The organism is Prochlorococcus sp. (assembly GCF_965655815.1).
In the GTDB taxonomy this organism is placed as follows: domain Bacteria; phylum Cyanobacteriota; class Cyanobacteriia; order PCC-6307; family Cyanobiaceae; genus Prochlorococcus_A; species Prochlorococcus_A pastoris.
In genome coordinates this window covers 110,051-135,392 of sequence record NZ_CBFHHZ010000002.1, presented here as the reverse complement: position 1 = coordinate 135,392, position 25,342 = coordinate 110,051, and the positions used below count along the sequence as shown (strand labels likewise).

Genomic DNA, 25,342 nt, shown 5'->3' with positions numbered 1-25,342 from the left:
GAATTAATAATGATAATTTACATTGAATTTGGCCAGTCTGATTTCATAAGATTCATAATTAATTTAAACCAGTGATTGACTAATAAACTCTTTAAACTATTTCCTAGCTCTTTATTTGAACCTTTACTATCCCCTATTACTCCAGATTTACTTAAATCTTCTGTAAACCAAGCAGTTGGAGCATTTCCCTCCAAACTCCAACCCTCTGGAATTTGCATTTTAATACCTTCACAAGGTCTTTCATCTCCCACAAGTTTAGATTTTAAAGCCATCATCAAACTTGTTTCGGCTAAGGATGCATGTAATCCATTTTCAATTTCATTTTTTGTTAACAGTTCACTTAATCCATCAACTCCTTTCCATAAAAAGCAAGGGAAGATTGAAAGTTTAGGAGCAACACTTCTTAATTCTCTTGCTGCGGTGTTAAGTAAAGAAATTTGACCTCCGTGCGCATTTATTAATATCAATCTTTTAAACCCCATATCCGCTAATTGGACTCCAACTTCTTTTATTAATAAAGTTATTAAATTTGAAGAAAGAGATATAGTTCCATCAAATCCCTTATGTTCTGGAGAAAAACCTATATATTGAGTTGGAAGTTTTTTTATAGGTGTGTCAGACGGAATTAATTTAAAAACTTCGCAAATTATCTCATCAACAAAAATACTATCTGTAGCCAAAGGTAAATGAGGGCCATGTTGTTCTACCGCTCCAAAAGGCCAGATAATTGTTGATCTTATATCTTTTGAAATATTTTTTACTTCAGGCCATGATAAATACTCAAATTCGCCAGGTATTGATTTAAAGTTCATTATTTTTAATTGTGAGTACTAACATTTAGAATAAGTTAATATTAAATTACTCTTATTTTACCTATGAAGGGAGTTAGTGATAAAGATGCCCAAAATAATAAGAAAATTAAGGGCGACAAACACAATCTTAAGAAACCACTTCAAGTCCTTCACATAAGCAAAAAGGATTCTATTAGTAAGAAGGAAGAAGTAGTTGATGGTCATCAAAATTCTACAAAAGAAGTCAAAGCTGACATCAGTGCTGTAAAGCCTAAAATTATTGAAACCACAATAGATGAAGTAAAAGGAAGTTATTCCCATAATATTAACTTTGAAAATATTAGTTATAAGGAGTTAGATAAACCTTTGATTTTACAAGATGAAGATGAAGATTTCATCATAGAAAGAAAACTTGATGAATTTGATTTTGACGAAAGTGCCTTTTTAGAAGCGTTAAACGAGAATGAGCCGATAGGTTCAACAGGAGAGACAATTAAGGGGAAAGTAATAGCATTAGAAAGTGATGGTTTGTATATAGACATTGGTGGTAAAGCACCTGGTTTCATGCCAAAAAAAGAATGTGGATTAGGAGTAATTACAAATTTCAAAGAAAAATTTACCATTGGTTTAGAAATGGAAGTTTTAGTAATAAAAGAACAGAATGCTGATGGTATGGTCACAGTAAGTGCACGAGCATTAATTCTTAGGCAAAGTTGGGAAAAAGTTGCAAGTTCTGCGAAAAATGGAGAATTAATACAAGTTACAATAAATGGTTTTAATAGAGGAGGACTTACTTGCGATGTTGATGGATTAAGAGGATTTATTCCACGTTCACAACTTGAAAATGGTCAAGATTATCAATCTTTAGTTAGTAAAAATTTAAAAGTTGCATTTTTAGAGGTAAATCCAGAGACACGGAAACTTGTTTTATCAGAAAAAAAAGCACTATTAGTTTCTAAATTTGCAGATCTAAAATTAGGACAATTAATTGAGGGTGAAATTTTAGCAATAAAACCATATGGTTTCTTTGTTGATTTAGGAGGAGCAAGCGGGCTTCTTCATCAATCCTCCATAACAAATGGATCCATCCGAAATTTAAGAGAGATTTTCGTGGAGGGTGAGGTTATAAAGGCACTAATAACAGAAATTGACTTGGAAAGAGGAAGAATTGGTTTAAATACAGCCTTATTAGAAAACACTCCTGGAGAATTAATCATTGATAAAGAAAAAGTTATGATTGAAGCCTCTGAAAGGTCTCTAAAAACTAAGTCACTTTTTGATAAAAAAGATTTAGAAAAATGACCATCAATGAAAAAATAATTTCGAATAAAGAACTTAAAATATCAGATTGGGAGTTGGACTTTTATTCGAGGCCAATTATCGAAAAAAATGGTAAAAAAAGATGGGAATTAATTATTTCATCTTCAAAAAGCTTTAAAACAGAGGAAATATTTTTGTGGAATAAAGTATGTCCAGCAAATGAAGTTAATTCAATATGGCTTACAAAAGCTTTAAATGAAGCTCTGAATGATGCAGAAAGAGAAGGTTGGGCAAAGCCATTAAAAATAAGATTTTGGAGAGCATCAATGAAATCAATAATTAAAAAATCTATTGAGAATATAGGAATTGAGGCACTTGTTAGCAGAAGGACTTATGAATTATTTGACAGGATCGAATTTCTCGAACGAGAGATATATCCTTTAGAGCAAGGATATGTAAGAGGAGTATTAGCTCCAACCTTTACATCTAATATTCTTAATGACCCTAAACCTTTGCCTGAGGCTGTGAGAGGTGATGCATTAACCATCTCGGAAATATTTATAGAGGAATTAAAATTAGCTAAAAATTGGCCTATTGAATTTGGAGATATTTTCCCAATCCAGAGTTCAATAAAAAATGACAACTTAGTACCTGGCCTTAGACTTTTTAGTAAAGACAGATCACTTGCTCTTGCTGCTTGGTTTAGTAGTTTAGAGCCTGTCAAGCTGCTAATAAAACAGAACCAACTTATACTTGAAGCCTCAGAAGATGATAAGTGGTTAGTAACAGATTTACAAGAAAAAGATGCCAAGGTATTAAATGATAAATTCACTCAATCTAAAAAAGATTCTTATGGTTATCAGTTTATATCCATACAATCAACACCATTTATTGAAAAATTCGCTGGTTTTTGGATTTTAAAAGATGTTGAACTAATTTCATAAGGCTAATATCATGTCTTTTAGCCCAAAATATTTTCAAGAAAATGAGTTTGCGATAAAAGACAAAAAATTAAGATATTATTTATCTCCTACTCTTCTTGAAAATAACTTTAAACATGGTTTTTTTACCAAAACGAGTTCTGAAATCAATCTTTCACTTTTATCAAATCGTCTTAAGTTAAACAGTAAGAATTGCGTTTTAAATCAAATACACAGCAATCAAATAGTTGTTGGATCAAAGACTCTAGAGAAGGAAAGAGTAGAGGCTGATGGAATAGTTTCTGATAAACAAAATCAAAATTTATGGATATACACCGCAGATTGTATGCCTATTTTATTTGCTGACAAGAAGAAAAGACTTGTTGCTGCAATACATTGCGGAAGAAAGGGGTTAGAAAACAAAATAATAAAAAAACTCATCAAAATCTTTTATGATAAAGGATGTTCAAAAGAAGATATGCTTGTCGCAATAGGTCCATCAATATCAAAAAAAAATTATCTAATAGATAATAAAACTCTTCAAAATTTTCATAAAAAAGCTGCTTCTAAAGAATCAATTTCATTTTCAGATTCTATGGAGATATCACTAAAATCAAAAGAGTCAGTAAAATCACAAAAAAACGATTTAATTCCTTTAAATCTTAAAAAGTATGCTCATATTGAACTTTTAAAAGAAAATATATCCAATACAAATATTGATATCTCTAACTTATGCACATATGAATCAAATCATAACTTTCATTCTTGGAGAAGAACTAAAACATTTTTACGGCAATGGAATTTTATAAGTTCTTAGCAAATTTTAATTTTGACAGGTCTCCTTTGATAAATTTTTTGCAATTAATAAATCTGACATTTCTTTAGTTTCATTAATATCAAAAACCTTAGCTATTAATATATTTTCTTTGAAACCAATAGGTTTTATTTTGACTTTACTTCCTCTCGGAAATTCTTTCTTAAGAAGCTTTAAAGCAATTTTTTCATCATCTTCATTGTTAATTTCTACACAAAATAATTTGATTGGAAGATCTCTATTTTGATCTCCTACTAAAATGCTACTTGAGTTATTTATCTGAAGAATTTCGGCAGAATAAGTTCTAATTGGATACAAAACAACAAGAAAAAAAATAATTAAGCTAGAAGTTATTTTTTTCAATTTAAGTATTTATATTAATTTAGTTAATAATTTTAATTTGGTTTTTTTTGTACAAAAATCAGCTTTCACTGTTCACGTAACCCACCATTTGAGCATTACTTTTACCTGGAGGGACCATTGGATAGCAATTTTCACCTCTCCTCACTCGTACATTTATTAAGGCTGGCCCATCAAAATCTAAAGCAGATTTAAACTCATTTAATAATTGTTTCCTCTCTGAAATTAAGAACCCTTTTACTCCAAACGATTCCGCGAGTTTAACGAAATCAGGTTCTCCACAACTCATATCAGAGGAGGAGTACCTTTCATCATAAAAGCTTTCTTGCCACTGTCTTACCATCCCCTGCCAGCGATTATTTATGATCACTAATTTAATATTTAAACCATATTGAGATAAAGTACCCAATTCTTGTATATTCATCAAAACACTTGCATCTCCAGCGATGCAGATAACCTCCTCGTTAGGCAGAGCAGCCTTTACTCCCATGGCTGCAGGCAATCCAAAGCCCATCGTTCCTAAACCAGCACTACTTATCCATCTTCTCGGGGCATTTCTTAGATACTGAGCAGCCCACATTTGATGTTGACCTACATCAGTTGTGATAAAGGCTTCAGGAGAAAAATCCCTTACTTTCAAAAGAACTTCTTGAGGATAAATTTCACCTTCTTCTGGAGGAACAAATAAAGGATGCTTATTTTTCCAAAAATTAATTTTTTCTAGCCAATTTTTTGTATTGCAGGAGGTTTTATTAATAAAAGATTTTTCATTAATTTTAGAAAGAGCTTTAGCTACATCCGAAACAATAGCAACATCAACACGTCTATTTTTATTAACTTCTGCAGGATCGATATCAATATGAATAACCTTTGCAGATGGGGCGAATGTATCTAATTTCCCCGTAACCCTATCATCAAATCTCGCACCTACAGCAATCAAAAGATCGCATTCCGTGACTGCAAAGTTTGCATATGCGGTTCCATGCATTCCCAACATTCCAACTGATAAGTCATCCCTTTCGTCAAAGACCCCTTTTCCCATTAACGTAGTAGTCACTGGAATTTGATAATTATTAGCTAAGGTTTCCACTTCCTCATGAGCACCTGAAGATATTGCTCCACCTCCTACATATAACAAAGGTCTTGAAGATTCTTGAATCAATTCAATAGCCTGGTTAATATCAGCGTCGTTAATTTCTCCATTCCTTTTAAAGCCCTTAGGAATAATCTCACCAGGTAAAATTCTTTCATAATTAAAGAATTCTTGACCCACATCTTTTGGTATATCAATTAAAACTGGGCCAGGTCTTCCAGAAGAAGCAATAAAAAACGCCTCTGAAACTACTTTTGCTATATCAGACGGGTCTCTTACAACCCATGAATGTTTAACGATAGGGAGTGTAATTCCAAAAATATCAGTCTCTTGAAAAGCATCCGTTCCTATAGCAGGTCTTGGAACTTGGCCAGTAACTACTACCAATGGAACTGAATCCATTTGAGCTGTTGCAATACCAGTTACTAAATTTGTAGCCCCTGGACCTGAAGTACCAAAACAAACCCCTACCTCACCTGTTGACCTGGCATATCCATCTGCAGCATGGGATCCTCCCTGCTCATGTCTTACCATGTAATGTTTTAACCATCCATCATTTTCTGCTTTATGTACCGCATCATAAATAGGAAGTATGGCACCGCCTGGATATCCAAATATCACTTTTACATCATGAACTTTTAGTGAATCCATTAGCGCTTCAGCACCTGTAATCCATATGGGGTAATTTTTTTCTGAATCATCTTTTGTTAAAGATGTCGAAGTAAGCGTCACTAAAGAAAATAAATCTATTTAAATAATAAACTTAATTAAAAAATATTGCCCATTTTGGAAATGTAATGTCAAAAATTACTTAGAAATTTAATTGCTCTTGATGAAGTTTTAGATATTTTTTAATAATATATAATTTATAAAATCCCTAATCTATGAAGAGGCCCAGAACCTGAGATAAGTTCAATAAAAAGTATAAGAAAAACTATCATAGCGACCCTGCCGTTCCAAACTTCTGAACTATTATTCCAACCCCATTGCCATTTTTCCTGAGGGTATAGTTTAACTTTCTCAGGCAATTCAGAAGCTTTCTCTATATTAATTATCGGTCCTTCTAGGCAAGAAACAACTAGATCACTTAAACCCTCAATAAAGGTAGGGTGTGTATTTAATGCTTTTACCCTTCTAAAATTAACAATGCCTGCTTTCTCAGCAATTTCTTTATATTCAATATCAATTTCTTGTAAAGTTTCAATATGTTCTCCTACGAAACTTATAGGGACTACAATTAAATCATTTACTTTAGCTTTACCAAGATCTGTCAAAACTTCTTCTGTGTACGGTTTTAACCATTCAACTGGACCTACCCTACTTTGATAAGACAGAGTGTAAGGATTGGTATGACCTAAAAATTTTTCAAGTTCATCAATAATTAGTAGTGAACAATCTTCTATTTGTTCTTTATATGGATCTCCTGCTTCCTCCACATAACTTTTAGGAACTCCATGAGCTGTAAAAAAGATATGTGCACTATCAGGCGATTCACAGAGCGAAATTTGTTCCGAAATGAGCTCAACCATTGATTTTAAGTAACCTGATTGACTAAACCAACTTCTTACACATCTCATTGGTATTTTTTTAAACTCAGAATCAGAGTCTCTCAATTTTTTTAATTCTCTAAAGCTCGAACCACTTGTACTTATAGAAAAGTGTGGGTACAGAGGCAATACGACAATTTGATCTATCCCATCTGCTTTCATATCAGCAATGGCTGATTCTGTGAAAGGATGCCAGTATCTCATCGCTATATAAGTTGTTACATTTAAACCTTTATCTCTTAATTTGCTTTGTAATTCTCTAGCTTGTTGTTCCGTAATCCTTCTAATAGGAGATCCTCCACCTATTGAAAGGTAAGCCTGTTGTGAAGTAGTACTTCTAAGTGTACTTATTAACCATGCTAAAGGTTTCTGAAATGCTGGGACGGGAAGCCTAATTATTTCAGGATCAGAAAATAAATTATATAAAAATGGACCTACATCTGTAATCCTTTCAGGGCCGCCAAGATTCATTAATAAGACGCCTACTTTTTCCATTTATATTTTATGGAGATTGAAAATAAACATTAGGAACGTCATTATAAAAGTAATTATATAAGTTAATGAACGTAATTCAGGAAATTAATAATGTCAATGACAAATTTGCTAAAGAAGGAAGCAAACTTAGAATTGAAAAAAGAGGGGAGACATTAAACATCAGAGGTTCACTACCTTCAAAAAATAATAAAAATGACTTTACGGTTCAACGAATATCTCTTGGACTCAAAGCGGATTTTAATGGCTTAGAAGAAGCTAAGAAAAAATTACAATTGATAACTTTGCAATTAGAGTTAAATCAATTTGATTGGATCAATTGGGTAAAAAATTCTGATAAAAAGGAAATAAAAGATGAATTTAAATTTTTAAATAGACTTAATGATTTTGAGAATTATTTTTTTAGTGAGAATAAAAACGAATATTTAACAAGCACTAGAAAAACAACTTGGAGAAGCTCTTATAAGCCCTACATTAATAGAATGATATCCATCCAAAATGATACTAATACTGAAAATTTAGATAATATTTTTACAACCACATTAAAAACTTATAAAGAAGGGAGCAGAAGCAGAAAACAATGCGCGACGTCTTTGAGCGTTTTGGCAAAATTTTTAGAACATAAACTTCCTGAAGATTGGAAATTAATGGCTAAAGGTTATGGACTAAATAAAGCAAGCTTTAGGGATCTTCCTACTGACGAGATAATTGAAAATCTATGGGATAAGATACCAAACAAGTCCTGGAAATATGTTTTCGGGCTTATGGCCACATATGGTTTAAGAAATCATGAAGTATTTTTTTGTGACTTAAGCTCCTTAACCAATTATGGAGACAAAATAATTAGAGTTTTGCCTACTACTAAAACAGGAGAACATCAGGTTTGGCCCTTTCATCCCAAATGGGTAGATAAATTTGAACTTTGTGAATTAGGCAAAGATCCAGAATTACTTCCAAAAATTAATAGAGATCTTAGAGTTACAACTTTGCAAAATATTGGAAAAAAAATAACTGATCAATTTAAACGTTATGCCCTTAAAATAAAACCTTATGATCTAAGACATGCATGGGCAGTCAGAACAATTTTTTATGATCTACCTGATACAGTTGCAGCAAGAATGATGGGACATTCCGTTAGCCTACATACTCAAACTTATCATCACTGGATAACGAAACGAGATCAGCAACAAGCTGTTAATAATGCACTTTCAAAATATAAAAAACGTGAAATTTTTTAAATTAGTATAATATAATTTAAAAGTTATTTTATGGCTGATGAGAAACAACCCGCTTCAAAAAATATAACTAGTCTTGATATTCAGGCTAAAGAACTTGGAATAGGAGGAAAGTTATCTCCTGAAACTGATGAGAATCTTTATAAAAAAAGAATGCAAAAAAGAAAAGATATTCAAACAAAGAGATTACAAGTAAGGAAAACAAAAAAAGGTTTATTAATTGTTTTTACTGGGAATGGGAAAGGAAAAACAACTGCTTCTTTAGGAATGGCGTTAAGAACTATTGGACATGGTCATAAAGTCGCAATTATTCAATTTATTAAAGGTGGTTGGACTACCGGTGAAGAAAAAGCTCTTAAAAATTTATCATCAAATATTTCATGGCACGCTTTAGGAGAGGGATTTACTTGGGAAACACAAGATAGAGTAAGGGACGAAATATTAGTTAAAGAAGCTTGGCATGTAGCTAAAAAATTTATAAAAGATGAATCATATAAACTTATAATCCTTGATGAAATTAATATTGCAACCAAACTTGGATATCTTTCTCCAGAGGAAATAATTACATTTGTAAAAAGTCTAGATAATAGAAAAAATCACATAGTTTTAACTGGAAGAGGAGCTTCCGAATCAATCATTAATCAAGCTGATCTAGTAACAGAGATGAAATTAATTAGGCATCCTTTTAAGGAGCAAGGAATAAAAGCTCAAGCATGTGTGGAGTTTTAGAATTTCAAAGGAACTTTATTTGTTTTTCTGGTTTTCGATTGAGAATTGTTTAAAGACGGAAGTATTATTAACCTAAAAAAGAAATTCTGTATATTTACTTGCTAAGGTCATAAAAGTATGATTATTGAATGACTTACAAAAGAGTACTTTTAAAGCTTAGTGGTGAAGCACTAATGGGAGATAAACCGTACGGTATAGACCCTGCGATAGTTCAATCAATTGCTGAAGATGTTGAGAGGGTAATTGCAAATAAAGTTCAACTTGCAATAGTTGTCGGGGGTGGCAACATATTTAGAGGACTAAAAGGTTCTGCTGATGGTATGGACAGAGCTACAGCTGATTATGTCGGAATGTTAGCAACAGTGATGAATGCAATTTCCCTTCAAGATGGATTAGAGAGAGTTGGGGTTGAAACTAGAGTACAAACAGCTATAGAGATGCAAGAAATTGCTGAACCTTATATTAGAAGAAGAGCAATGAGACATTTAGAGAAAGGAAGAGTTGTAGTTTTTGGGGGTGGTTGTGGAAATCCATTTTTCACTACAGATACTACTGCCGCTTTGAGGGCCGCCGAAATAAATGCTGAAGTTGTTATGAAGGCAACAAAAGTTGACGGGGTTTATGATCGTGATCCTAATAAATTTAAAGAGGCAAAAAAGTATTATTCTCTAACTTATCAACAGGTTCTTAGTGATGAAATCGCTGTGATGGACAGTACTGCTATTGCTCTATGCAAAGATAATAATATTCCAATTATGGTTTTTGATATTTTTAAAAAAGGTAATATCTCCAGAGCTGTTGCCGGAGAGTCTATAGGCTCTTTAATAAGTTAAAACTTATTTAAGTTAATTATTTCTAATTATGAAAGAACAAGAAATTCAATCTAGTATGAACAAAAGTGTTGAAGCCACTCAAAGAAACTTTAATACCATTAGGACGGGGAGGGCTAATGCATCATTATTAGACAGAATAAGTGTTGAATATTATGGAGCGGAAACCCCCATCAAATCACTTGCCTCAATATCAACTATCGATTCACAAACAATTTCAATACAACCATTTGATATTTCTTCCCTACAAACTATTGAAAAAGCAATCTCAGTTAGTGATTTAGGTATCAACCCCAACAATGATGGGAAGGTGATAAGAATAAATGTCCCACCATTAACTGAAGAAAGAAGAAAAGAGTTTTGCAAGTTAGCTTCTAAATATGCAGAGGAAGGTAAAGTAGCGCTAAGAAATATTAGAAGGGATGCTGTTGACAAAGAGAAAAAAGATGAGAAAGAAGGTTTAATATCAAAAGATGTATCAAGAGATAATCAATTAGAAATACAAAAATTTACTGACAAATATATTTCTTTAATAGAAACTAAATTATCTGAAAAGGAGAAAGAAATTCTAAAAGTTTGAAGGAATTCGACATTATAATTATTGGAGGAGGTCTTTCAGGATCTTCTACAGCACTTAACTTATCAAAAAAAGGCTATTCAGTTTTAATTATAGAGAAGGAGGCATCTGGAAGTATAAAGCCCTGCGCAGGAGGGATGGCATCCTCAATGAAAAAATATCTCCCATTAGATATAGATGAATCAATAGAATCTAAAATCAGGAATGTTGAATTCAGATGGGAGTCATCTGATAATGTTGTTGCTGACCTTAGTGGTGAATCACCTTTTTGGATAATTAGAAGAGAAAAATTAGATAAATTATTACTTGATGAAGCTATAAAATATGGCGGTGAGATATTAAGACCAGTACAGGTCGAAAAAATAACGCAGCATAATAAGACTTGGATAATAAAATGCAGCAATAAAGTTACATATAAATCTAAATTTCTTGTTATTGCCGACGGTTCACAATCTAAATGGGCTGGATATTTCAACTTAGGTCCAAGAAAGCCAAAATTTGCCAATACTATCGCCTTGAGGTTAAAAGGATTAGGGAATATTCCTAAAGATTCAGTTAGATTTGAGTTTGGATTTGTTAAGTATGGATTTGCTTGGGCATTTCCATTAAAAGACAGTGTCAATATTGGCTTAGGCACTTTTATAAATAATAAACTTCTAGAAAATAAAGACCTCAATAATAAAGTAATAAAAAGTTTCGGATTTGAAGATTTATCTTTTAAGGTGGTTCATAAAAAACTAAGAATTTGGAATGGTCTAAACAAGCTCAATGGAGATAGGGTAATTGCAGTGGGGGATGCAGCCTCACTTTGCGATCCGTTTTTGGCCGAAGGTATTAGACCTTCTCTAATTAGTAGTTATTTTGCTGCAGAAAGTATTGACGAGTGTTTGTCCAGAAATAATAATGATTTAAATAATTATTCAACAAACATTAATAATGAATGGGGGAAATCCATGGCATGGGGAAAGAGAATTGCTCAGATATTTTATAGATTCCCAAGAACTGGCTATCAATTAGGGGTCAAAAGGAAAACAGCCCCTCAACGTATTGCTCAAATATTATCTGGTCAAATGAATTATGAAGACATCGCGATGAGAGTTATCAAGAGACTTCTAACCAAAAGCAAAGATTAATTTTATGTTTTAATAAAAATTAAATCTGAGTTGTCGAAATTAATTTTTGATTATTAATTTCTGAAAGTCTTTTTAATAACAACTCTTCTAATTCTTCTATTGCTTTGCTGAAGCCTGTTATTCCTTCACTAAGCTTTTCACTTGCCATTTGATCCTTTAACATACTTAATCTAAAGTCTCTCTCATCAAATTTATAATCAATAGAACTATGGGATTGAGCATCTTCATCTAATTTTTTAATTAATTCCCCTTCCTCTCTATTAAGTTCGTCTAAAAATTTTGGAGCAATAGTTAGAAGGTCACATCCTGCTAATTCTTTTATTTCATCTATATTTCTAAAGCTTGCACCCATGACTTCAGTTTTAAATCCTTTTTCTTTAAAATAATTGTAGATTTTGGTTACTGATATAACACCTGGATCTTCACACCCTGCAAAGTTATCTTTGCCAGTTTTTGCTTTATGCCAATCCAATATTCGCCCGACGAAAGGCGAGATTAAGGTTATTTTTGCATTAGCACAGGCTACAGCTTGGCAGAAGTTAAAAAGTAAAGTTAAATTGCATTTAATACCTTCTTTTTCTAAAATTTCAGCTGCCTTAATTCCTTCCCAAGTTGAAGCGATCTTAATCAATATTCTTTCTTTATCTATTCCAAAACTTTTATAGTGATTTATTAACTTTCTCGCTTTTGTAACTGTTGCTTCAGTATCAAAACTTAGTCTTGCATCAACTTCTGTAGATACTCTTCCAGTAATAAGATTAAGAATTTCCTTGCCAAAAAATACTGAAACCTGATCTATAGTCTCTTTAATTAATTCACTTTCAGAAAAGCCAACAGGTAGGGATTTTCTTGAGCTTTCCAAAGCTTGATCGATTAATTTTATGTAATCAGGATTCTTAGCCGCAGCTAATATTAGTGATGGATTAGTAGTGGCATCTCTAGGTTGAAACTTTTTAATCGCATCTAAATCTCCAGTATCAGCGACAACAACAGTAATAGAAGATAATTGTTCTAAAATTGATTTCATTTTTAGATAACCATATATTTTTACACGATAGCTTCAATTTCAAATGAAATCATTAAATAATGAACTAATTAACTAAAAACCAGAATAATTTCATGGTTTTTTAACAACTTTCCTGTTTTCTTCAATTTGTGGCGGTATTTTTTCAATAACAATTAAACTTTCGATGATTTCTTTTGCAATTGGTACTGCAACCGTTGAACCATAAGCGTATGCCTTTGAAGGTTCGTCAATAACAACAAGGACAACATACTTTGGATTATTAACAGGAAAAGAAGCTACAAAACTACAAACCTTTTTACTTGTATACCTTCCATTAACTGCCTTTTGAGAAGTTCCAGTTTTCCCTCCAATTCTGTATCCATCAATTTTCGCTCCTTTTCCACTGCCATTATCAACAACACTTTCCATCCATTTAAGAACGGTTTTTGATACCTCGTTAGAAAAGATTTCTTTTGGAGAATAGTTTTTAAGGTGATCTTTAAAATTTAAAGTGACATGAGGAATTATTTCACTTCCCCCATTAGCTAGAACAGCGTGAAGTTGAGCTAATTTTAAAGGAGAAATAGAAAAACCCTTTCCAAAAGATGCTACTGCTGGCTCAATTGACTGAGTAACAAATATATTTTTTGACTTTAATTGACCAGCTGTAGATTCAAATAAATCCGTCTCCAAACGTTTATTAATTCCTAATTTATTTAGCCAATTCCAATAAGTCTTAGACGGCAAATTTTGCATTATTTTTACCATCCCCACATTACTTGAAACTTGTAAAACTTTTGGATAATCAATATAGCCATTTCCTTTTTTATCCCAATTTGAAAGGCTCCATCCTCCAACATTAACCTCCCCACTATCTTCAACTAAACCATCTTTTTGGATTGCTTTTTCTTCTAATGCTAAGGCTAGATTTATTGGTTTAAAAGTTGAACCAGGCTCGAATAAATCTTGAGAATACCAACCTCTAAAGACTTCGGTATCATAATCCCAATATTTATTTGGATCATAAGATGGAATTGATGCTAGTGATAAGATCTCTCCATTATTTACATTCATTACTATTGCGAAGCCTTTCTTTGCGTTCCACTTCACTACGTGTTTACTTAAAGCTTTAAAAGTAGCTTTCTGTAATCTTGAATCTATTGTCAAACCTAAACTCTTGTAGTCACTAATGAAATCTCTTGGTCCCGAATTATCTGGGAGAGGTGTTCCATCTCCTCCTTTCTTAATCAAATTACTTTTGTTAAGTACTTTGATTTGATTATCTAAATGTAGCTCTAAACCAGCTGAACCTTTATTCTCATAATTAACAAACCCAATAAGATTTGAATACAAATTACGTTGAGGATAATATCTTTGAGAATATTTAACGAGATCCAAACCACTAATATGAAGGTTTTTGATCTTTTTTGCTTGATTCTCTGTTATTTCATCCAGCAATTCAATTCCTAACATTTTATTTTCAAACTTTGATAGAAGCAATTCATCTTTTACATTTAAAATTGGCGTCAATTTATTAACCACTTCATCAATAGTTCTTACTCTATTAGTTGAATCTCCAGGGAAGTTAAAGTACTTAGGATGAGCCCATAATCTGTAGAGAGGTTTATCATAAGCAATTAGTCTATTATTTCTATCTACTATTGATCTTCTCTTATTTAAAGAACTAATCTTGGTGAATTGTATTAATCTCGCTTTTTTTTGTAAGTCAGAGGCACTAAAAACTTGTAAATTTACAAGCCTTCCAAATAGTCCAGAGATCAATAATAAACAAAATATATAAGTAACCTTAAACCTTCGAGGTTTGAGAGGTACTAAATGAACAATTTTCTTACTTCTTTTCATCAATATCCTTTTTGATATTTACTATCTTTTAATCCATCTTTAATAAATTTAATTTTTTTATTTAAATAATTATTTTTATTCTGTGTAATTTGCTTATCAAGATAAATTAAATCTTTTGGAGTTGCTTTTTTAAAAATATTAAGGGACTCAATTTCATTAATATAAAATTCTTCAGTCTTAGAAATATAGTCAATAAGATTATTATTATTTGCTCTTGTTTTTAATAAATTATTATAAATACTTGTCCATTTTCTTTGACTATTAAAAGAAAGAAAAGATAAACTAAAAATCAAAATTAATAAAGATATATTTAAGCTATCAAATATTCTATGAATAAATTTTAAATTAAATAATTTTATTTTTTTAGAAGTTATTTTATTAGCATCGTAAAGGTTATTTTTTAAAGAATTTTCATTCTTATTTATATTCATTTGTTAGTATTAATGGAAATATAAAAAGTGTTATAAATCAAATAAACATTTTTTTAATTTATTCGCAAGCAATATAGCTAAATCTTTATGTTCTCAACAGAAACAAATTCAAAAAGGTCATCCCATTCCATAAAGAATGCATAATCACAGAAGAGGATAATCTTCCTGATATGAGTCTAGTAGTTCCTAGTCCTATACCCAAGGTAAACAATGGGATCATTTCACCAATACTCAAATGTGCCAGAGCAAAAATAAAAGCAGAAATTGTGATACCTAAAATTATTCCAAATTCTCTTGATAAAATTGGTAGTAAAACGCCTCTAAAAATAACCTCCTCGAATATTGGAGCTAAAAATGTAGTTGTTAAAAATAAAAGTAAAAATGACAAATAATTATTACTATTTAGAACGATCTCAAGTAAAGGATTACTCCCATTTTGATTATCAACTAAAAGATTCATAATTAATGACACCAGCAAAACAAAAGGAATTATCATTAAAAACCCCTTAAATCCCTGAAAAAAAGAATCTTTTATTGGTAAGAAATTGAATTGAAAATAATCTTTTTTTAAAATAATTTTTTTTTCAAAAGATTTTATTTGATAATAAATTATCCCTAGTGGGGGTATTGCCATAAATAGATAGCCAAAAAATATTTTTAATGATTGTGTCAATTCGATTGATAAATTAGAGGCCACTAATTCAACTAAGGTAATTGAAAATAATGGCGAAATAACTTCTCCTAAAACAACAAATCCTCCTGATATCAACAAAACCATATCTAACAAATCTAAATCTAAGGGTTTAAATTCTTTCCATTCAATTTTTCTTGACGCTAAAACACTCCATAATGTCCTTAGAACTAATAAAGAGCCAAGGACTATTGTTAAAAGAGGTAATAATCTAATAGCTATTATTTTTAAAAACATTTTTTTTGAAAGTGTATCTGTTATTAATTGACTCTCATCAAAAGAAAATCTTTTGCTCAACAAATGGTACAGAAATCTATCATCTTTAAATAACTCTAGTAAATTATCATTAGGCTTATATGAATTATCTAGATTACTTTTACTTAAATTTTCTACTACCAATTTATAATTTTTATTATCAAAGTTATTAGGGTACTCTTTTTTAATATTTATCTCATTGTTCGTGTAAGAAATTAGCCAAATCAATTGATTCCTTTCTGTTAATTGATCAAAAGAAATCTCAGAAAGAGAATTATTAATATCCTCAATTGGATCATTAATAATAAGAAGGTTTCTTAAATTAATTGGTATTGCAGGTAAAGCTAATTCCGCAATTTCTTTTTCTTTTTGACTAATATCAAAGCTTACCGATGGTCGACTGAGACTATCTCGAAGCCCTTGTTGCCACACAAAAAAAGTTATGATTAGAGAAATAAAAGCTATAAATAGTTTTGTCTTAGAAATATTCTTATTCATGTAATTAATAATAAAATATAAAACCTAATTTAGTTTTCATTGAAATTTCTAATAATCATATACCTATTTTTATCACGCCATGAGATGATAAAAATACTATAATTTAAAATTTATATAATGAGCATTAGATTAGTTTTAGTAAGGCATGGGCTTAGCAGTTTTAATGAAAAAGGCTTAGTTCAAGGTAGGACAGATGATTCATATTTAACCGATAAAGGCTACGAACAGGCACTTAAATCGGGAGAGGCATTATCAGGGATTAATTTCGACAAGATATTTTCTTCCCCACTTGTAAGAGCGGCAGAGACTGCGAAGACAATTCAGAAAAACTTAAAAGGAGAAAATAATATTATTTACGATAAAAATTTATTAGAGGTTGATCTTGGTTCATGGTCTGGTTTAACTATTAATGAAATAAAGAACAAGTATCCAGAAGACTATCTTCTTTGGAAAAATGATCCTGAAAATTTAACTTTAGAGAGTATTCATAATTCAACGTATCAACCAATTAAAGATTTATATGAGCAGGCAAATGAATTTATTAAAAGTATTTTTAAAATATATTTAGAAAAACAAGAAGCAAATATTTTAATAATTGGTCATAATGCAATCCTAAGATGTTTGATTTTATTATTGATTGGAAAACCTAAAAAAGGTTTTAGAAAAATAAAGTTAGATAATGCCTCTTTTTCAATCCTTAATATTATGAAGCAAAGACATTCATATAAAACACAAATTGAATGTTTAAACCAAACTTCTCATCTAGATAAAAGAATTCCTGATCAGATTGGAGACTCAAGAATATTTTTAGTTAGGCATGGTGAAACCAACTGGAATAAAGAGGGTCGATTCCAAGGACAAATAAATATTCCTTTAAATAATAATGGGAAAGATCAGGCGGGGAAGGCCTCTAAATATTTAGAAGAAATTAACTTCAATAAGGCTTTTTCAAGTTCAATGGATAGACCATATGAAACAGCACAAATAATTCTTCAAAACAAGTCAGATTTAGAAATAAAAAAGATTGAAAATTTAGTAGAAATAAGCCATGGATTATGGGAAGGCAAATTAGAAAATGAAATTAAGCAACAATGGCCAGAATTACTTAAAAATTGGCATGAAAAACCTGAAGAAGTGCTAATGCCCGAGGGTGAGAGTATTAAAGAAGTATCTAAAAGATCAGTTAAGGCTTGGGAAGAAATATGTTTAGCTCAAAAGAATAAAGATCTGACCTTGTTAGTCGCACATGATGCAGTGAATAAAACCCTTATTTGTAATTTATTAGGAATTGATTTTTCTAATATCTGGATGATAAAGCAAGGTAATGGAGGTATAACTGTTATTGATCTTTTTAAGGATCCTCAAAAAGATAATGTAATTAGTGCTTTGAATATTACTACACATCTTGGTGGGATACTGGACTCAACAGCATCCGGGGCTCTTTAAAAATGGGGAAAAGCTTTTTTTTTGAAAATATAAATATTTTGATGGACTCCAATGCGACAGTTATCAAAGATAATTTATTAATTATCGATGGCAAAATAGAAGCATTTGGTAATAAGGCTAAAAAGGAGGCGTTAAAAAAGAATATTAAAATTTCTAAATCTGGTAATAAAATATTGGCTCCAATGCTTGTAGATAGTCATTCATTTTTAGAAGATCCCTTAACAGGGGTTGATGATAACCTAGAAAATTTAAAGTTTAGAGCAAAGAAATCAGGTTTTGGTACAATCGCCTTTCTTCCAAATAGTAACAACTGGAGAGATAATCCTGAAAAAATACCCTTTCAGAAAAATTATGATTTTGATTTAAATATTTATTTTTGGGGAAGTTTAAGTTTGGAAGATCAAGGCAAAAAACTATCTCCCCATTGTGAACTTTTGAAATCAGGTTCAATAGGTCTCTCTACTAGCAACTTTTTTGACAACTCAATCATTTTTAAAGGTCTTTCTTTAGACGCAGTGAAGACATCACCAATATTATTTTCATTAACAAAAAAAAATTCACTACAGAAAGGAATTATAAATAAGGACATAAAAACACTACAATCAGGTTTTTATATTATTGACAATAATAATGAGATTGCAGAAGTTAAAAATATTTTAGGAATCAAGAATATTTTCCCAGATAAAAATATAGTAATTAAAAATATCTCAGATTCAAATTCTCTTAAAGAAATAGAAAAACATGCTATTCCAATTTCAACAACAATAAGTTGGTGGAGCTTAATAGCCGATACAAATAATCTCGAGTTTGATGATCTTGGGTGGAAAGTAGATCCCCCTTTGGGCTCTCAGGAAAATAGAGAATTTTTAATAAAAGGTTTAGAAAATGATTTAATTCAAGCAATTGCAGTGAACTCAAAGGCATTAAGCGATGAAGATACATTTATTCCCATAAATGATAGACCCACAGGGATAAGCTCTTTTGAATTAGTTTTACCGTTATTGTGGAAAGAATTTGTAGTCAAACGAGATTGGCCAATCCCAATGCTTTGGAAATATTTAAGTTTTAATCCCTCTAATTTATTAGGAATAATGCAAGAGAAATTATCTATCGGCAGTAAAAGATGGCTTATATTTGACCCTGATACAAAATGGATAAATAATCAAATCAATTTAGGTTATGATTCACCATCAAATTTCCCCAAGAAAAATAAATTAATCAAAGGGAAAGTGATTCATGTAGGACTTGATTTTTAAAAAGCCCAAAATTCTTTAGAGGCCAAAACCTAAAATACGCTTTTCCAATTATTTCTTTTTTATGAAGAAATTTACCTCCAGGCCAATATCTTCCATCCCAGCTATTTGATCTATTATCACCTAAAACCAAAAAATGATCCTTCGGTACTTTCAAACTTTTAAATTCTCCGCAATTATTAAAAAAGGATTCTGAACAGAAATTAATAACATATGGCTCAAAAATCTTTTTATTATTAATTATCACTTCGCCTTTAATATTGACACTAACTAATTCTCCGGGCAATGCTACTACTCTTTTTATATAAGCATCACAAGCCTGGTCTCTTAATCCAGGGATGAATGACATTGGAGGAAAACCCATAAAAAAACAATAGCTTTTGTTTGGTAATGGGTTAGATCTTGATGCAACAAGTTTTTCATCAAAAGAGAAAGGTGATTTAAAAACAATAATATCTCCTCTTTGAGGTGATGAATTTTTTAAGGAGATTTTTTCAATAATTAATCTATCGTTTATTTGTAATTCAGGAAGCATTGAACCAGAGGGAATGTAACGAGGTTCCGCTAAAAAAGATCTGCAAGAAGAGACAAAAAAAGCTAAGAGAATTAATGGACCCCACTCAAGAAGTATATTTTTTAAAGAGAAATTCATAAAATTTACAAAACCATAAAATTAAATATCTATTTGAGGTTTGCGATATATTCAGACTCATTGAATCCAAGTATTAATTTACTTTCATTAATAATTAAGAATGGTCTTTTGATTAATTTTCCATCATTTGACAATAGTTCAATAATTTTATTTTTGGTTAAGTCAAGAATATCAATACCGATTGACTTATAACTCTTACCTCTTGTATTAAATATCTTCTTAATATCTAATGAAAATTGTATTAAAGCCAGTTCCAAAAATTCTTTTGAAGGTGGTTCTTTAACAATATCTATTAATTGATAATTAATATTATTTTGATCAAGCCACTTAGATGCTTTTCTACATGTAGAGCATTTTGGATAGCTATAAAAAATTACTCTTTTCAATTTATTTAACGATTGATGATTTTTTTAAAACTTGAAAGGATTTCTTTTTTTTTGGTGTACATTTTCTTAAAAGTTCTTCAACTACTTCAAAATCTCTCCAACCATCTATTTGAACCGTCCTTCCATCTAAACCTTTGCTTGTTCTAAAAAATTCTGCAACATCTTCTAATTGATTAGGTGCTATTTGATTAATGCTAATTATATTTTCTTGCCTAGGATTAGATATAGGAACACATAAAAGTTTCCCATCATATTTCCCACAGTCATGCATATCTAAGACACCTATAGGTCTTGCTTTTATTAGACAACCTGCGAATGTTGGCTCATCCATAATTACCATTGCGTCTAGTGGAGCTCCATCATCAGCTAGGGTGTTTGGGACAAAGCCATAGTCAAATGGGTAGCGCACTGAAGAATGCAAAATCCTATCAAGTTCCATAATTCCAGCTTGAGAACAATATTCATATTTATTCCTGCTACCAGCGGGTATTTCAACAACTAAATTAACTATGCCCTTCATTGGAGATGGAGGTATAAAGCTAAGATCCATCTTTTTTAATTAAGTGAAAAGAAGTAATCTCATTTCCTTGAGATAAAGGTCTACCAAGCAAAATACAAATTGAGGGCAATAATATTGTCAGGGAGGCAATTATAATCCCAAGAAACGAAATTGATAAACTCCTCATACTTAAGGGGTCATCATCATCTCTTTCCAATTCACTTGAAATAGTAATAAGAGAAGATTTTTCGCTTAAATTACTTTTGACAAACCGCTTTGAATTTGTGTATCTCAAGAGATTTACTTGTTAAAAGTTGAGTAATAAACTTAACAAAATAATCTTACAATCAAAAAGTACATAAATCAAAATATAGTTTAAAATTAATTTTTTTCTAGCAGAGATCTAATACTTTTTAATTCTTCAAGGATTTGAGAAAGAGTATTTTGTGCAGCTGAAGATGGAGAATTAAAAACTTCGACAGTAACTTCTTTAATTCTTAAAATATCCTTAGCAAATCTTGCAATTTCATTAGGGTGGAAACGTAATGGCTCTTTCTGATCAGTTCTATATTCAGGATTTAATTTTCTCGGGTTGAAGCTAGGATTTAAATTTCTTAGATCTGTATTTGTGTACCTGTAAACAGAAGCTCTTGATCGGTTAAGGAATTTCTGAACTTCATCAATACCAACTAATTCTTCTGAACTAGAAATATTAGAATCTATATTTTCCATAACTTTATTAAAAATGTCATTCAGGTTAATGAATTTACTTAAAAGTTTTAAGTTTTATTATTGCAGAAACTAGCAGAAAGGATAAATCTAAACTACCTGCCTTCAGGGACTCAAGACACTTTAAATTTTTTTTACACCTGAATTGATAAAATTGATTAAATTTATAAGTTTCTTTTATGCGCGTCACTACCTCATTTCCTCTGGGGACCCTTCGCGACACTCCTTCTGAAGCAGAAATTATTTCTCATCAATTACTCTTAAAAGGTGGTTATATTCGCAGAGTTAATAGTGGCATCTATGCATACATGCCAATAATGCTTAGAGTAATCGAAAAAATATCTAACATAATTGAAAAGGAACTTAATAATATTTATTGTTCGAAATTACTTTTACCCCAACTCCACCCAGCAGAATTATGGAAAAAAAGTGAAAGATGGGAAGGTTACACCGCAGGAGAAGGCATAATGTTTAATTTAAAGGATAGACAGGGAAAAGAATTTGGCTTAGCACCTACACATGAGGAAGTTATTACAAGTATTGCATCAGAAATGATAAATTCATATAAACAGCTGCCTTTGTGTTTTTACCAAATACAAACAAAATTTAGAGATGAGATAAGACCTAGATTTGGATTAATGAGAAGTAGGGAATTTATAATGAAGGATGCTTATTCTTTTCACTCTTCAAAAGAAGATTTGTCTTCTTTTTACGAAAAAATGGAAAAAGCTTATGAAAATATTTTTAAAAATTGTGGATTAGATACAGTTGGCGTGGATGCCGATAGTGGAGCAATTGGAGGAGCAGCATCCAAAGAGTTTATGGTAACAGCAGATGCAGGAGAAGATTCTATTTTATTTACTGAGAGTGGTTCATATGCAGCCAATATTGAAAAAGCCGTTTCTTTGCCGTCCGAAGAGATTCCTTTAATAATGTCCCATGAAGAATGGATAGAAACCCCTAATCAAAAATCGATTGTTGATATTTGTCAAAATAATAATTTAGATGCAAGTCAAATAATTAAGGTCGTTATATTCCTTGCAAAATTTGAAGATAAATCTGAAGTCCCAATCCTCGCATGTATCAGAGGAGATCAGAATATTAATGAAGTCAAGCTTTTTAATTTGATCAACAAAAAATATATTTCAAACTTGATTCACCTAAAAATAGTCGAAGACAATGCCATTATTAATAAAAATCTAACTAATTTTCCATTAGGTTTTATTGGCCCAGACATAAATGATGAAACAATAAAAACTAATTCCAGTTGGGATAAAAGTTGGATAAGAATCGCTGACTACTCTGCCAGTAATCTTTCAATTTTTGTGAGTGGTGGTAATAAAGTTGATTTTCACAAAGTATTCCGTGCGTTTTCATTTATTGAGAAAAAGTTTTTAATATCAGATATAAGGAATGCAAAAAAAGGAGATTGTATCAGCCAGGAAAGTAATGAAGAATTAAAAGAAAAAAGAGGTATCGAAATTGGACATATTTTTCAATTAGGCCAAAAATATAGTGAGAAATTAAATGCAAAGTTTTCTGATAAGGATGGTCAATTGAAAAATTTATGGATGGGTTGTTATGGAATAGGCGTAACAAGAATAGCCCAGGCAGCAATTGAACAGAATCATGATGAAAATGGTATTTCTTGGCCAATTCAAATTTCTCCGTTTGAGATTTTAATTATTCCAACTAATTTGAAAGATCCCATTCAAAAAGCACTTACTCAAGAGATTTATGAAGAGTTTATAAGCAACCAAATCGATGTTCTCCTTGACGACCGAGATGATAGAGCAGGAGTGAAATTTAAAGATGCGGATTTAATTGGAATTCCTTTTCAAATAATTATTGGCAGAGACTCAATTAATAAAGAAGTAGAATTCTTCTCCAGATCAAGCAAAAGTAAAATTAAAATAGCATCTAAAAATTTATTAGAGAAATTTATTTCCGAATCAAACGTAATGTACAATAAAAATTCTTAAAGCTAAAATTTATTCGGAGTTAAGTTATGTTAGTTAAAAAGATGACTGAATTATTTTCTAGATTTTTTGTAAAAGCAATATCTTTTGCTATTTGTATATCTGTTTTTTTTACACTATTTAATTCTCCATCATATGCAGCAAAGACTTCTATGACAGGTGATTATGCAAAAGACACAATATCAGTTGTTAAAACCCTACAAATTGCCGTTGAAACTCCAAAAGATTCTCCTGATAAGGATAAGGTTAGAGATGAATCACTTGCTCTAATAACTGATTATATTTCTAGATACAGAAACAGAGGCATGGTTAATAAAACTCAATCATTTACTACAATGCAGACAGCATTAAATGCCATGGCAGGTCATTACAAAAACTTTGCAACTAGGCCTCTACCAGATAAGCTTAAAGAGCGTTTAACTAAAGAATTCACTCTTGCCGAAAAAATGGTTCTTAGAGAAAGTTAATACAAATGATTTACTTTTTTAAAGTTATTCAATAATTTTGAATATATTATATATTCGTACAAAAATAATGCTCTTCTAAAATTGGCTAATGTTGTTGTAATCGGAGCCCAATGGGGTGACGAAGGAAAAGGTAAAATAACCGATTTATTAAGTCGTTCGGCAGATGTTGTTGTTCGTTATCAAGGTGGTGTAAATGCAGGACATACTATAGTTGTCGATGATAAGGTTTTAAAATTACATTTAATTCCATCTGGAATACTTTATAGAGATACAATTTGCCTAATTGGATCGGGAACAGTTGTAGACCCAAAGATATTACTCAAAGAAATAGATATGTTGATTGATAATGGAATAGATATATCAGGATTAAAAATTTCATCAACCTCACATGTCACCATGCCCTATCATCGTTTATTAGATGAAGCAATGGAAGCTGATAGAGGTTCCAATAAAATTGGAACAACAGGTAGAGGGATTGGCCCAACATATGCTGATAAATCACAAAGAAATGGGATAAGGATAAGAGATTTGCTTAATGAAGATAGATTAAGAGATGTGATTGAGATCCCTCTTAAAGAAAAGAATGGACTTCTAGAAAAAATATATGGCATTGCTCCCCTTAATAAAGATGAAATAATTGAAGAATATCTTGATTATGGACAAAGACTATCAAAGCATGTAGTTGACTGTACAAGAACTATTCATGCCGCTGCAAAAAATAAAAAAAATATTCTTTTTGAAGGGGCACAGGGTACATTACTTGACTTGGATCATGGAACATATCCCTATGTGACTTCATCAAATCCGATATCAGGAGGTGCTTGTATTGGTGCTGGAGTTGGCCCAACTTTAATAGATAGGGTGATAGGAGTAGCGAAAGCATACACTACGAGAGTTGGAGAGGGGCCATTCCCAACAGAATTACAAGGAAGTATTAACGATCAACTTTGTGATAGAGGGAGTGAATTTGGAACCACAACTGGAAGAAGAAGAAGATGTGGTTGGTTTGATGGAATTATTGGCAAATATGCTGTTTATGTAAATGGTCTTGATTGTTTGGCAGTAACAAAATTAGATGTGCTAGATGAATTAGATGAAATTCAAGTCTGTATTGCATATGAATTAGATGGTAAAGAAATAGATTATTTCCCCACAAATTCTGATGACTTAAAAAAATGTAAACCAATTTTTAAGAAATTAAAAGGATGGCAATGCTCGACTGCTAATTGCAGAAAGCTATCTGATCTGCCTGAAAATGCTATGAATTACCTCAGATTTCTTGCTGAATTAATGGAAGTGCCAATTGCGATTGTTTCATTAGGCGCAAACAGAGATCAAACTATAGTAATTGAAGACCCAATCCATGGTCCTAAAAGAGCTCTTCTAAGATAATCAAGAAATCTGAT

26 protein-coding genes are annotated in these 25,342 nt (G+C 31.3%); 13 read left to right on the top strand and 13 right to left on the bottom strand.

Translation table 11 applies throughout. From position 1 onward, the window contains the following. Positions 1-17 precede the first annotated feature (17 nt). Positions 18-812, bottom strand: a complete 795-nt coding sequence (locus tag ACTF45_RS03835) for a creatininase family protein (RefSeq protein ID WP_438949369.1) — start codon at positions 810-812, stop codon at positions 18-20. A 63-nt stretch (positions 813-875) separates the two neighbouring features. Here ACTF45_RS03835 and ACTF45_RS03830 point away from each other — a divergent pair, with 63 nt between their 5' ends. The 3 genes from ACTF45_RS03830 to pgeF are packed head-to-tail and all read left to right on the top strand — an operon-like array spanning position 876 to position 3,788. Beyond that, positions 876-2,093 (top strand): S1 RNA-binding domain-containing protein, encoded by a 1,218-nt coding sequence (locus tag ACTF45_RS03830; protein ID WP_438949368.1) that lies wholly within the window; start codon positions 876-878, stop codon positions 2,091-2,093. After that, positions 2,090-2,995: a Tab2 family RNA-binding protein gene (locus ACTF45_RS03825; RefSeq protein ID WP_288346682.1), complete on the top strand. Its 906-nt coding sequence runs from the start codon at positions 2,090-2,092 to the stop codon at positions 2,993-2,995. Before ACTF45_RS03830 ends, ACTF45_RS03825 begins: the two co-directional genes overlap by 4 nt. Positions 2,996-3,005: 10 nt before the next feature. Further along, positions 3,006-3,788 (top strand): peptidoglycan editing factor PgeF, encoded by a 783-nt coding sequence (pgeF, locus tag ACTF45_RS03820; protein ID WP_288346683.1) that lies wholly within the window; start codon positions 3,006-3,008, stop codon positions 3,786-3,788. Between the two features lie 6 nt (positions 3,789-3,794). On the opposite strand, the gene ACTF45_RS03815 is transcribed toward pgeF, so the two are convergent. The 3 genes from ACTF45_RS03815 to hemH form a co-directional block, all read right to left on the bottom strand. Beyond that, complete coding sequence (locus tag ACTF45_RS03815) at positions 3,795-4,148, bottom strand: hypothetical protein (protein ID WP_288346684.1); 354 nt, start codon at positions 4,146-4,148, stop codon at positions 3,795-3,797. Positions 4,149-4,206: 58 nt separating this feature from the next. Then, on the bottom strand, positions 4,207-5,970 hold the full coding sequence (ilvB, locus tag ACTF45_RS03810) for a biosynthetic-type acetolactate synthase large subunit (RefSeq protein WP_288346685.1): 1,764 nt from the start codon (positions 5,968-5,970) through the stop codon (positions 4,207-4,209). A 134-nt stretch (positions 5,971-6,104) separates the two neighbouring features. Beyond that, a complete protein-coding gene (hemH, locus tag ACTF45_RS03805) occupies positions 6,105-7,280 on the bottom strand; it encodes a ferrochelatase (protein WP_288346686.1) in 1,176 nt (391 codons plus the stop codon). Between the two features lie 65 nt (positions 7,281-7,345). Between hemH and ACTF45_RS03800 the strand changes: the two genes are divergently transcribed. From ACTF45_RS03800 to ACTF45_RS03780, 5 genes are all read left to right on the top strand, one after another. Further along, complete coding sequence (locus ACTF45_RS03800; RefSeq protein ID WP_438949367.1) at positions 7,346-8,515, top strand: site-specific integrase; 1,170 nt, start codon at positions 7,346-7,348, stop codon at positions 8,513-8,515. Between the two features lie 30 nt (positions 8,516-8,545). Next, positions 8,546-9,241, top strand: coding sequence for a cob(I)yrinic acid a,c-diamide adenosyltransferase (cobO, locus tag ACTF45_RS03795; RefSeq protein WP_288346688.1), 696 nt, complete (start codon positions 8,546-8,548; stop codon positions 9,239-9,241). Between the two features lie 128 nt (positions 9,242-9,369). Then, the gene (gene pyrH / locus ACTF45_RS03790) at positions 9,370-10,074 is read left to right on the top strand and encodes a UMP kinase (protein WP_288346689.1); all 705 of its coding nucleotides are present in this window, start codon (positions 9,370-9,372) and stop codon (positions 10,072-10,074) included. 28 nt (positions 10,075-10,102) lie between these two features. After that, positions 10,103-10,651, top strand: a complete 549-nt coding sequence (gene frr / locus ACTF45_RS03785) for a ribosome recycling factor (protein ID WP_288346690.1) — start codon at positions 10,103-10,105, stop codon at positions 10,649-10,651. Then, on the top strand, positions 10,648-11,781 hold the full coding sequence (locus ACTF45_RS03780; RefSeq protein WP_438949366.1) for an NAD(P)/FAD-dependent oxidoreductase: 1,134 nt from the start codon (positions 10,648-10,650) through the stop codon (positions 11,779-11,781). Before frr ends, ACTF45_RS03780 begins: the two co-directional genes overlap by 4 nt. A gap of 19 nt (positions 11,782-11,800) precedes the next feature. On the opposite strand, the gene tal is transcribed toward ACTF45_RS03780, so the two are convergent. From tal to ACTF45_RS03760, 4 genes are all read right to left on the bottom strand, one after another. Then, complete coding sequence (tal, locus tag ACTF45_RS03775; protein WP_288346692.1) at positions 11,801-12,808, bottom strand: transaldolase; 1,008 nt, start codon at positions 12,806-12,808, stop codon at positions 11,801-11,803. A 90-nt stretch (positions 12,809-12,898) separates the two neighbouring features. Then, a complete protein-coding gene (locus ACTF45_RS03770) occupies positions 12,899-14,650 on the bottom strand; it encodes a peptidoglycan D,D-transpeptidase FtsI family protein (RefSeq protein WP_288346693.1) in 1,752 nt (583 codons plus the stop codon). Next, a complete protein-coding gene (locus tag ACTF45_RS03765; RefSeq protein ID WP_288346694.1) occupies positions 14,650-15,081 on the bottom strand; it encodes a hypothetical protein in 432 nt (143 codons plus the stop codon). The genes ACTF45_RS03770 and ACTF45_RS03765 overlap by 1 nt, the downstream gene beginning before the upstream one ends. An 85-nt stretch (positions 15,082-15,166) precedes the next feature. Beyond that, a complete protein-coding gene (locus ACTF45_RS03760; RefSeq protein ID WP_288346695.1) occupies positions 15,167-16,525 on the bottom strand; it encodes a CPBP family intramembrane glutamic endopeptidase in 1,359 nt (452 codons plus the stop codon). Positions 16,526-16,642: 117 nt separating this feature from the next. Between ACTF45_RS03760 and ACTF45_RS03755 the strand changes: the two genes are divergently transcribed. Beyond that, a complete protein-coding gene (locus tag ACTF45_RS03755) occupies positions 16,643-17,971 on the top strand; it encodes a histidine phosphatase family protein (protein ID WP_288346696.1) in 1,329 nt (442 codons plus the stop codon). Positions 17,972-17,973: 2 nt separating this feature from the next. Continuing rightward, positions 17,974-19,227 carry a dihydroorotase gene (locus ACTF45_RS03750; protein WP_288346697.1) on the top strand — a complete coding sequence of 418 codons (1,254 nt, stop codon included), beginning with the start codon at positions 17,974-17,976 and terminating at the stop codon, positions 19,225-19,227. On the opposite strand, the gene lepB is transcribed toward ACTF45_RS03750, so the two are convergent. The 5 genes from lepB to ACTF45_RS03725 all read right to left on the bottom strand — a co-directional run bounded on the left by lepB (position 19,190) and on the right by ACTF45_RS03725 (position 21,493). Next, the gene (gene lepB, locus ACTF45_RS03745) at positions 19,190-19,876 is read right to left on the bottom strand and encodes a signal peptidase I (RefSeq protein ID WP_288346698.1); all 687 of its coding nucleotides are present in this window, start codon (positions 19,874-19,876) and stop codon (positions 19,190-19,192) included. The two genes, ACTF45_RS03750 and lepB, sit on opposite strands and share 38 nt — an antisense overlap. A gap of 29 nt (positions 19,877-19,905) precedes the next feature. Continuing rightward, on the bottom strand, positions 19,906-20,262 hold the full coding sequence (locus tag ACTF45_RS03740; RefSeq protein ID WP_288346699.1) for an arsenate reductase family protein: 357 nt from the start codon (positions 20,260-20,262) through the stop codon (positions 19,906-19,908). 1 nt (position 20,263) lies between these two features. Further along, positions 20,264-20,812: an inorganic diphosphatase gene (locus ACTF45_RS03735; RefSeq protein ID WP_288346700.1), complete on the bottom strand. Its 549-nt coding sequence runs from the start codon at positions 20,810-20,812 to the stop codon at positions 20,264-20,266. Beyond that, complete coding sequence (locus tag ACTF45_RS03730; protein WP_288346701.1) at positions 20,802-21,056, bottom strand: hypothetical protein; 255 nt, start codon at positions 21,054-21,056, stop codon at positions 20,802-20,804. The genes ACTF45_RS03735 and ACTF45_RS03730 overlap by 11 nt, the downstream gene beginning before the upstream one ends. Before the next feature lie 86 nt (positions 21,057-21,142). Further along, on the bottom strand, positions 21,143-21,493 hold the full coding sequence (locus ACTF45_RS03725; RefSeq protein ID WP_011132144.1) for a hypothetical protein: 351 nt from the start codon (positions 21,491-21,493) through the stop codon (positions 21,143-21,145). A 176-nt stretch (positions 21,494-21,669) separates the two neighbouring features. Between ACTF45_RS03725 and ACTF45_RS03720 the strand changes: the two genes are divergently transcribed. From ACTF45_RS03720 to ACTF45_RS03710, 3 genes are all read left to right on the top strand, one after another. Next, the gene (locus tag ACTF45_RS03720) at positions 21,670-23,472 is read left to right on the top strand and encodes a proline--tRNA ligase (protein WP_288346702.1); all 1,803 of its coding nucleotides are present in this window, start codon (positions 21,670-21,672) and stop codon (positions 23,470-23,472) included. A gap of 26 nt (positions 23,473-23,498) precedes the next feature. Continuing rightward, positions 23,499-23,936, top strand: a complete 438-nt coding sequence (gene psb27, locus ACTF45_RS03715; protein ID WP_011132142.1) for a photosystem II protein Psb27 — start codon at positions 23,499-23,501, stop codon at positions 23,934-23,936. A gap of 81 nt (positions 23,937-24,017) precedes the next feature. Further along, positions 24,018-25,328, top strand: a complete 1,311-nt coding sequence (locus ACTF45_RS03710; RefSeq protein WP_288346703.1) for an adenylosuccinate synthase — start codon at positions 24,018-24,020, stop codon at positions 25,326-25,328. Positions 25,329-25,342 lie beyond the last annotated feature (14 nt).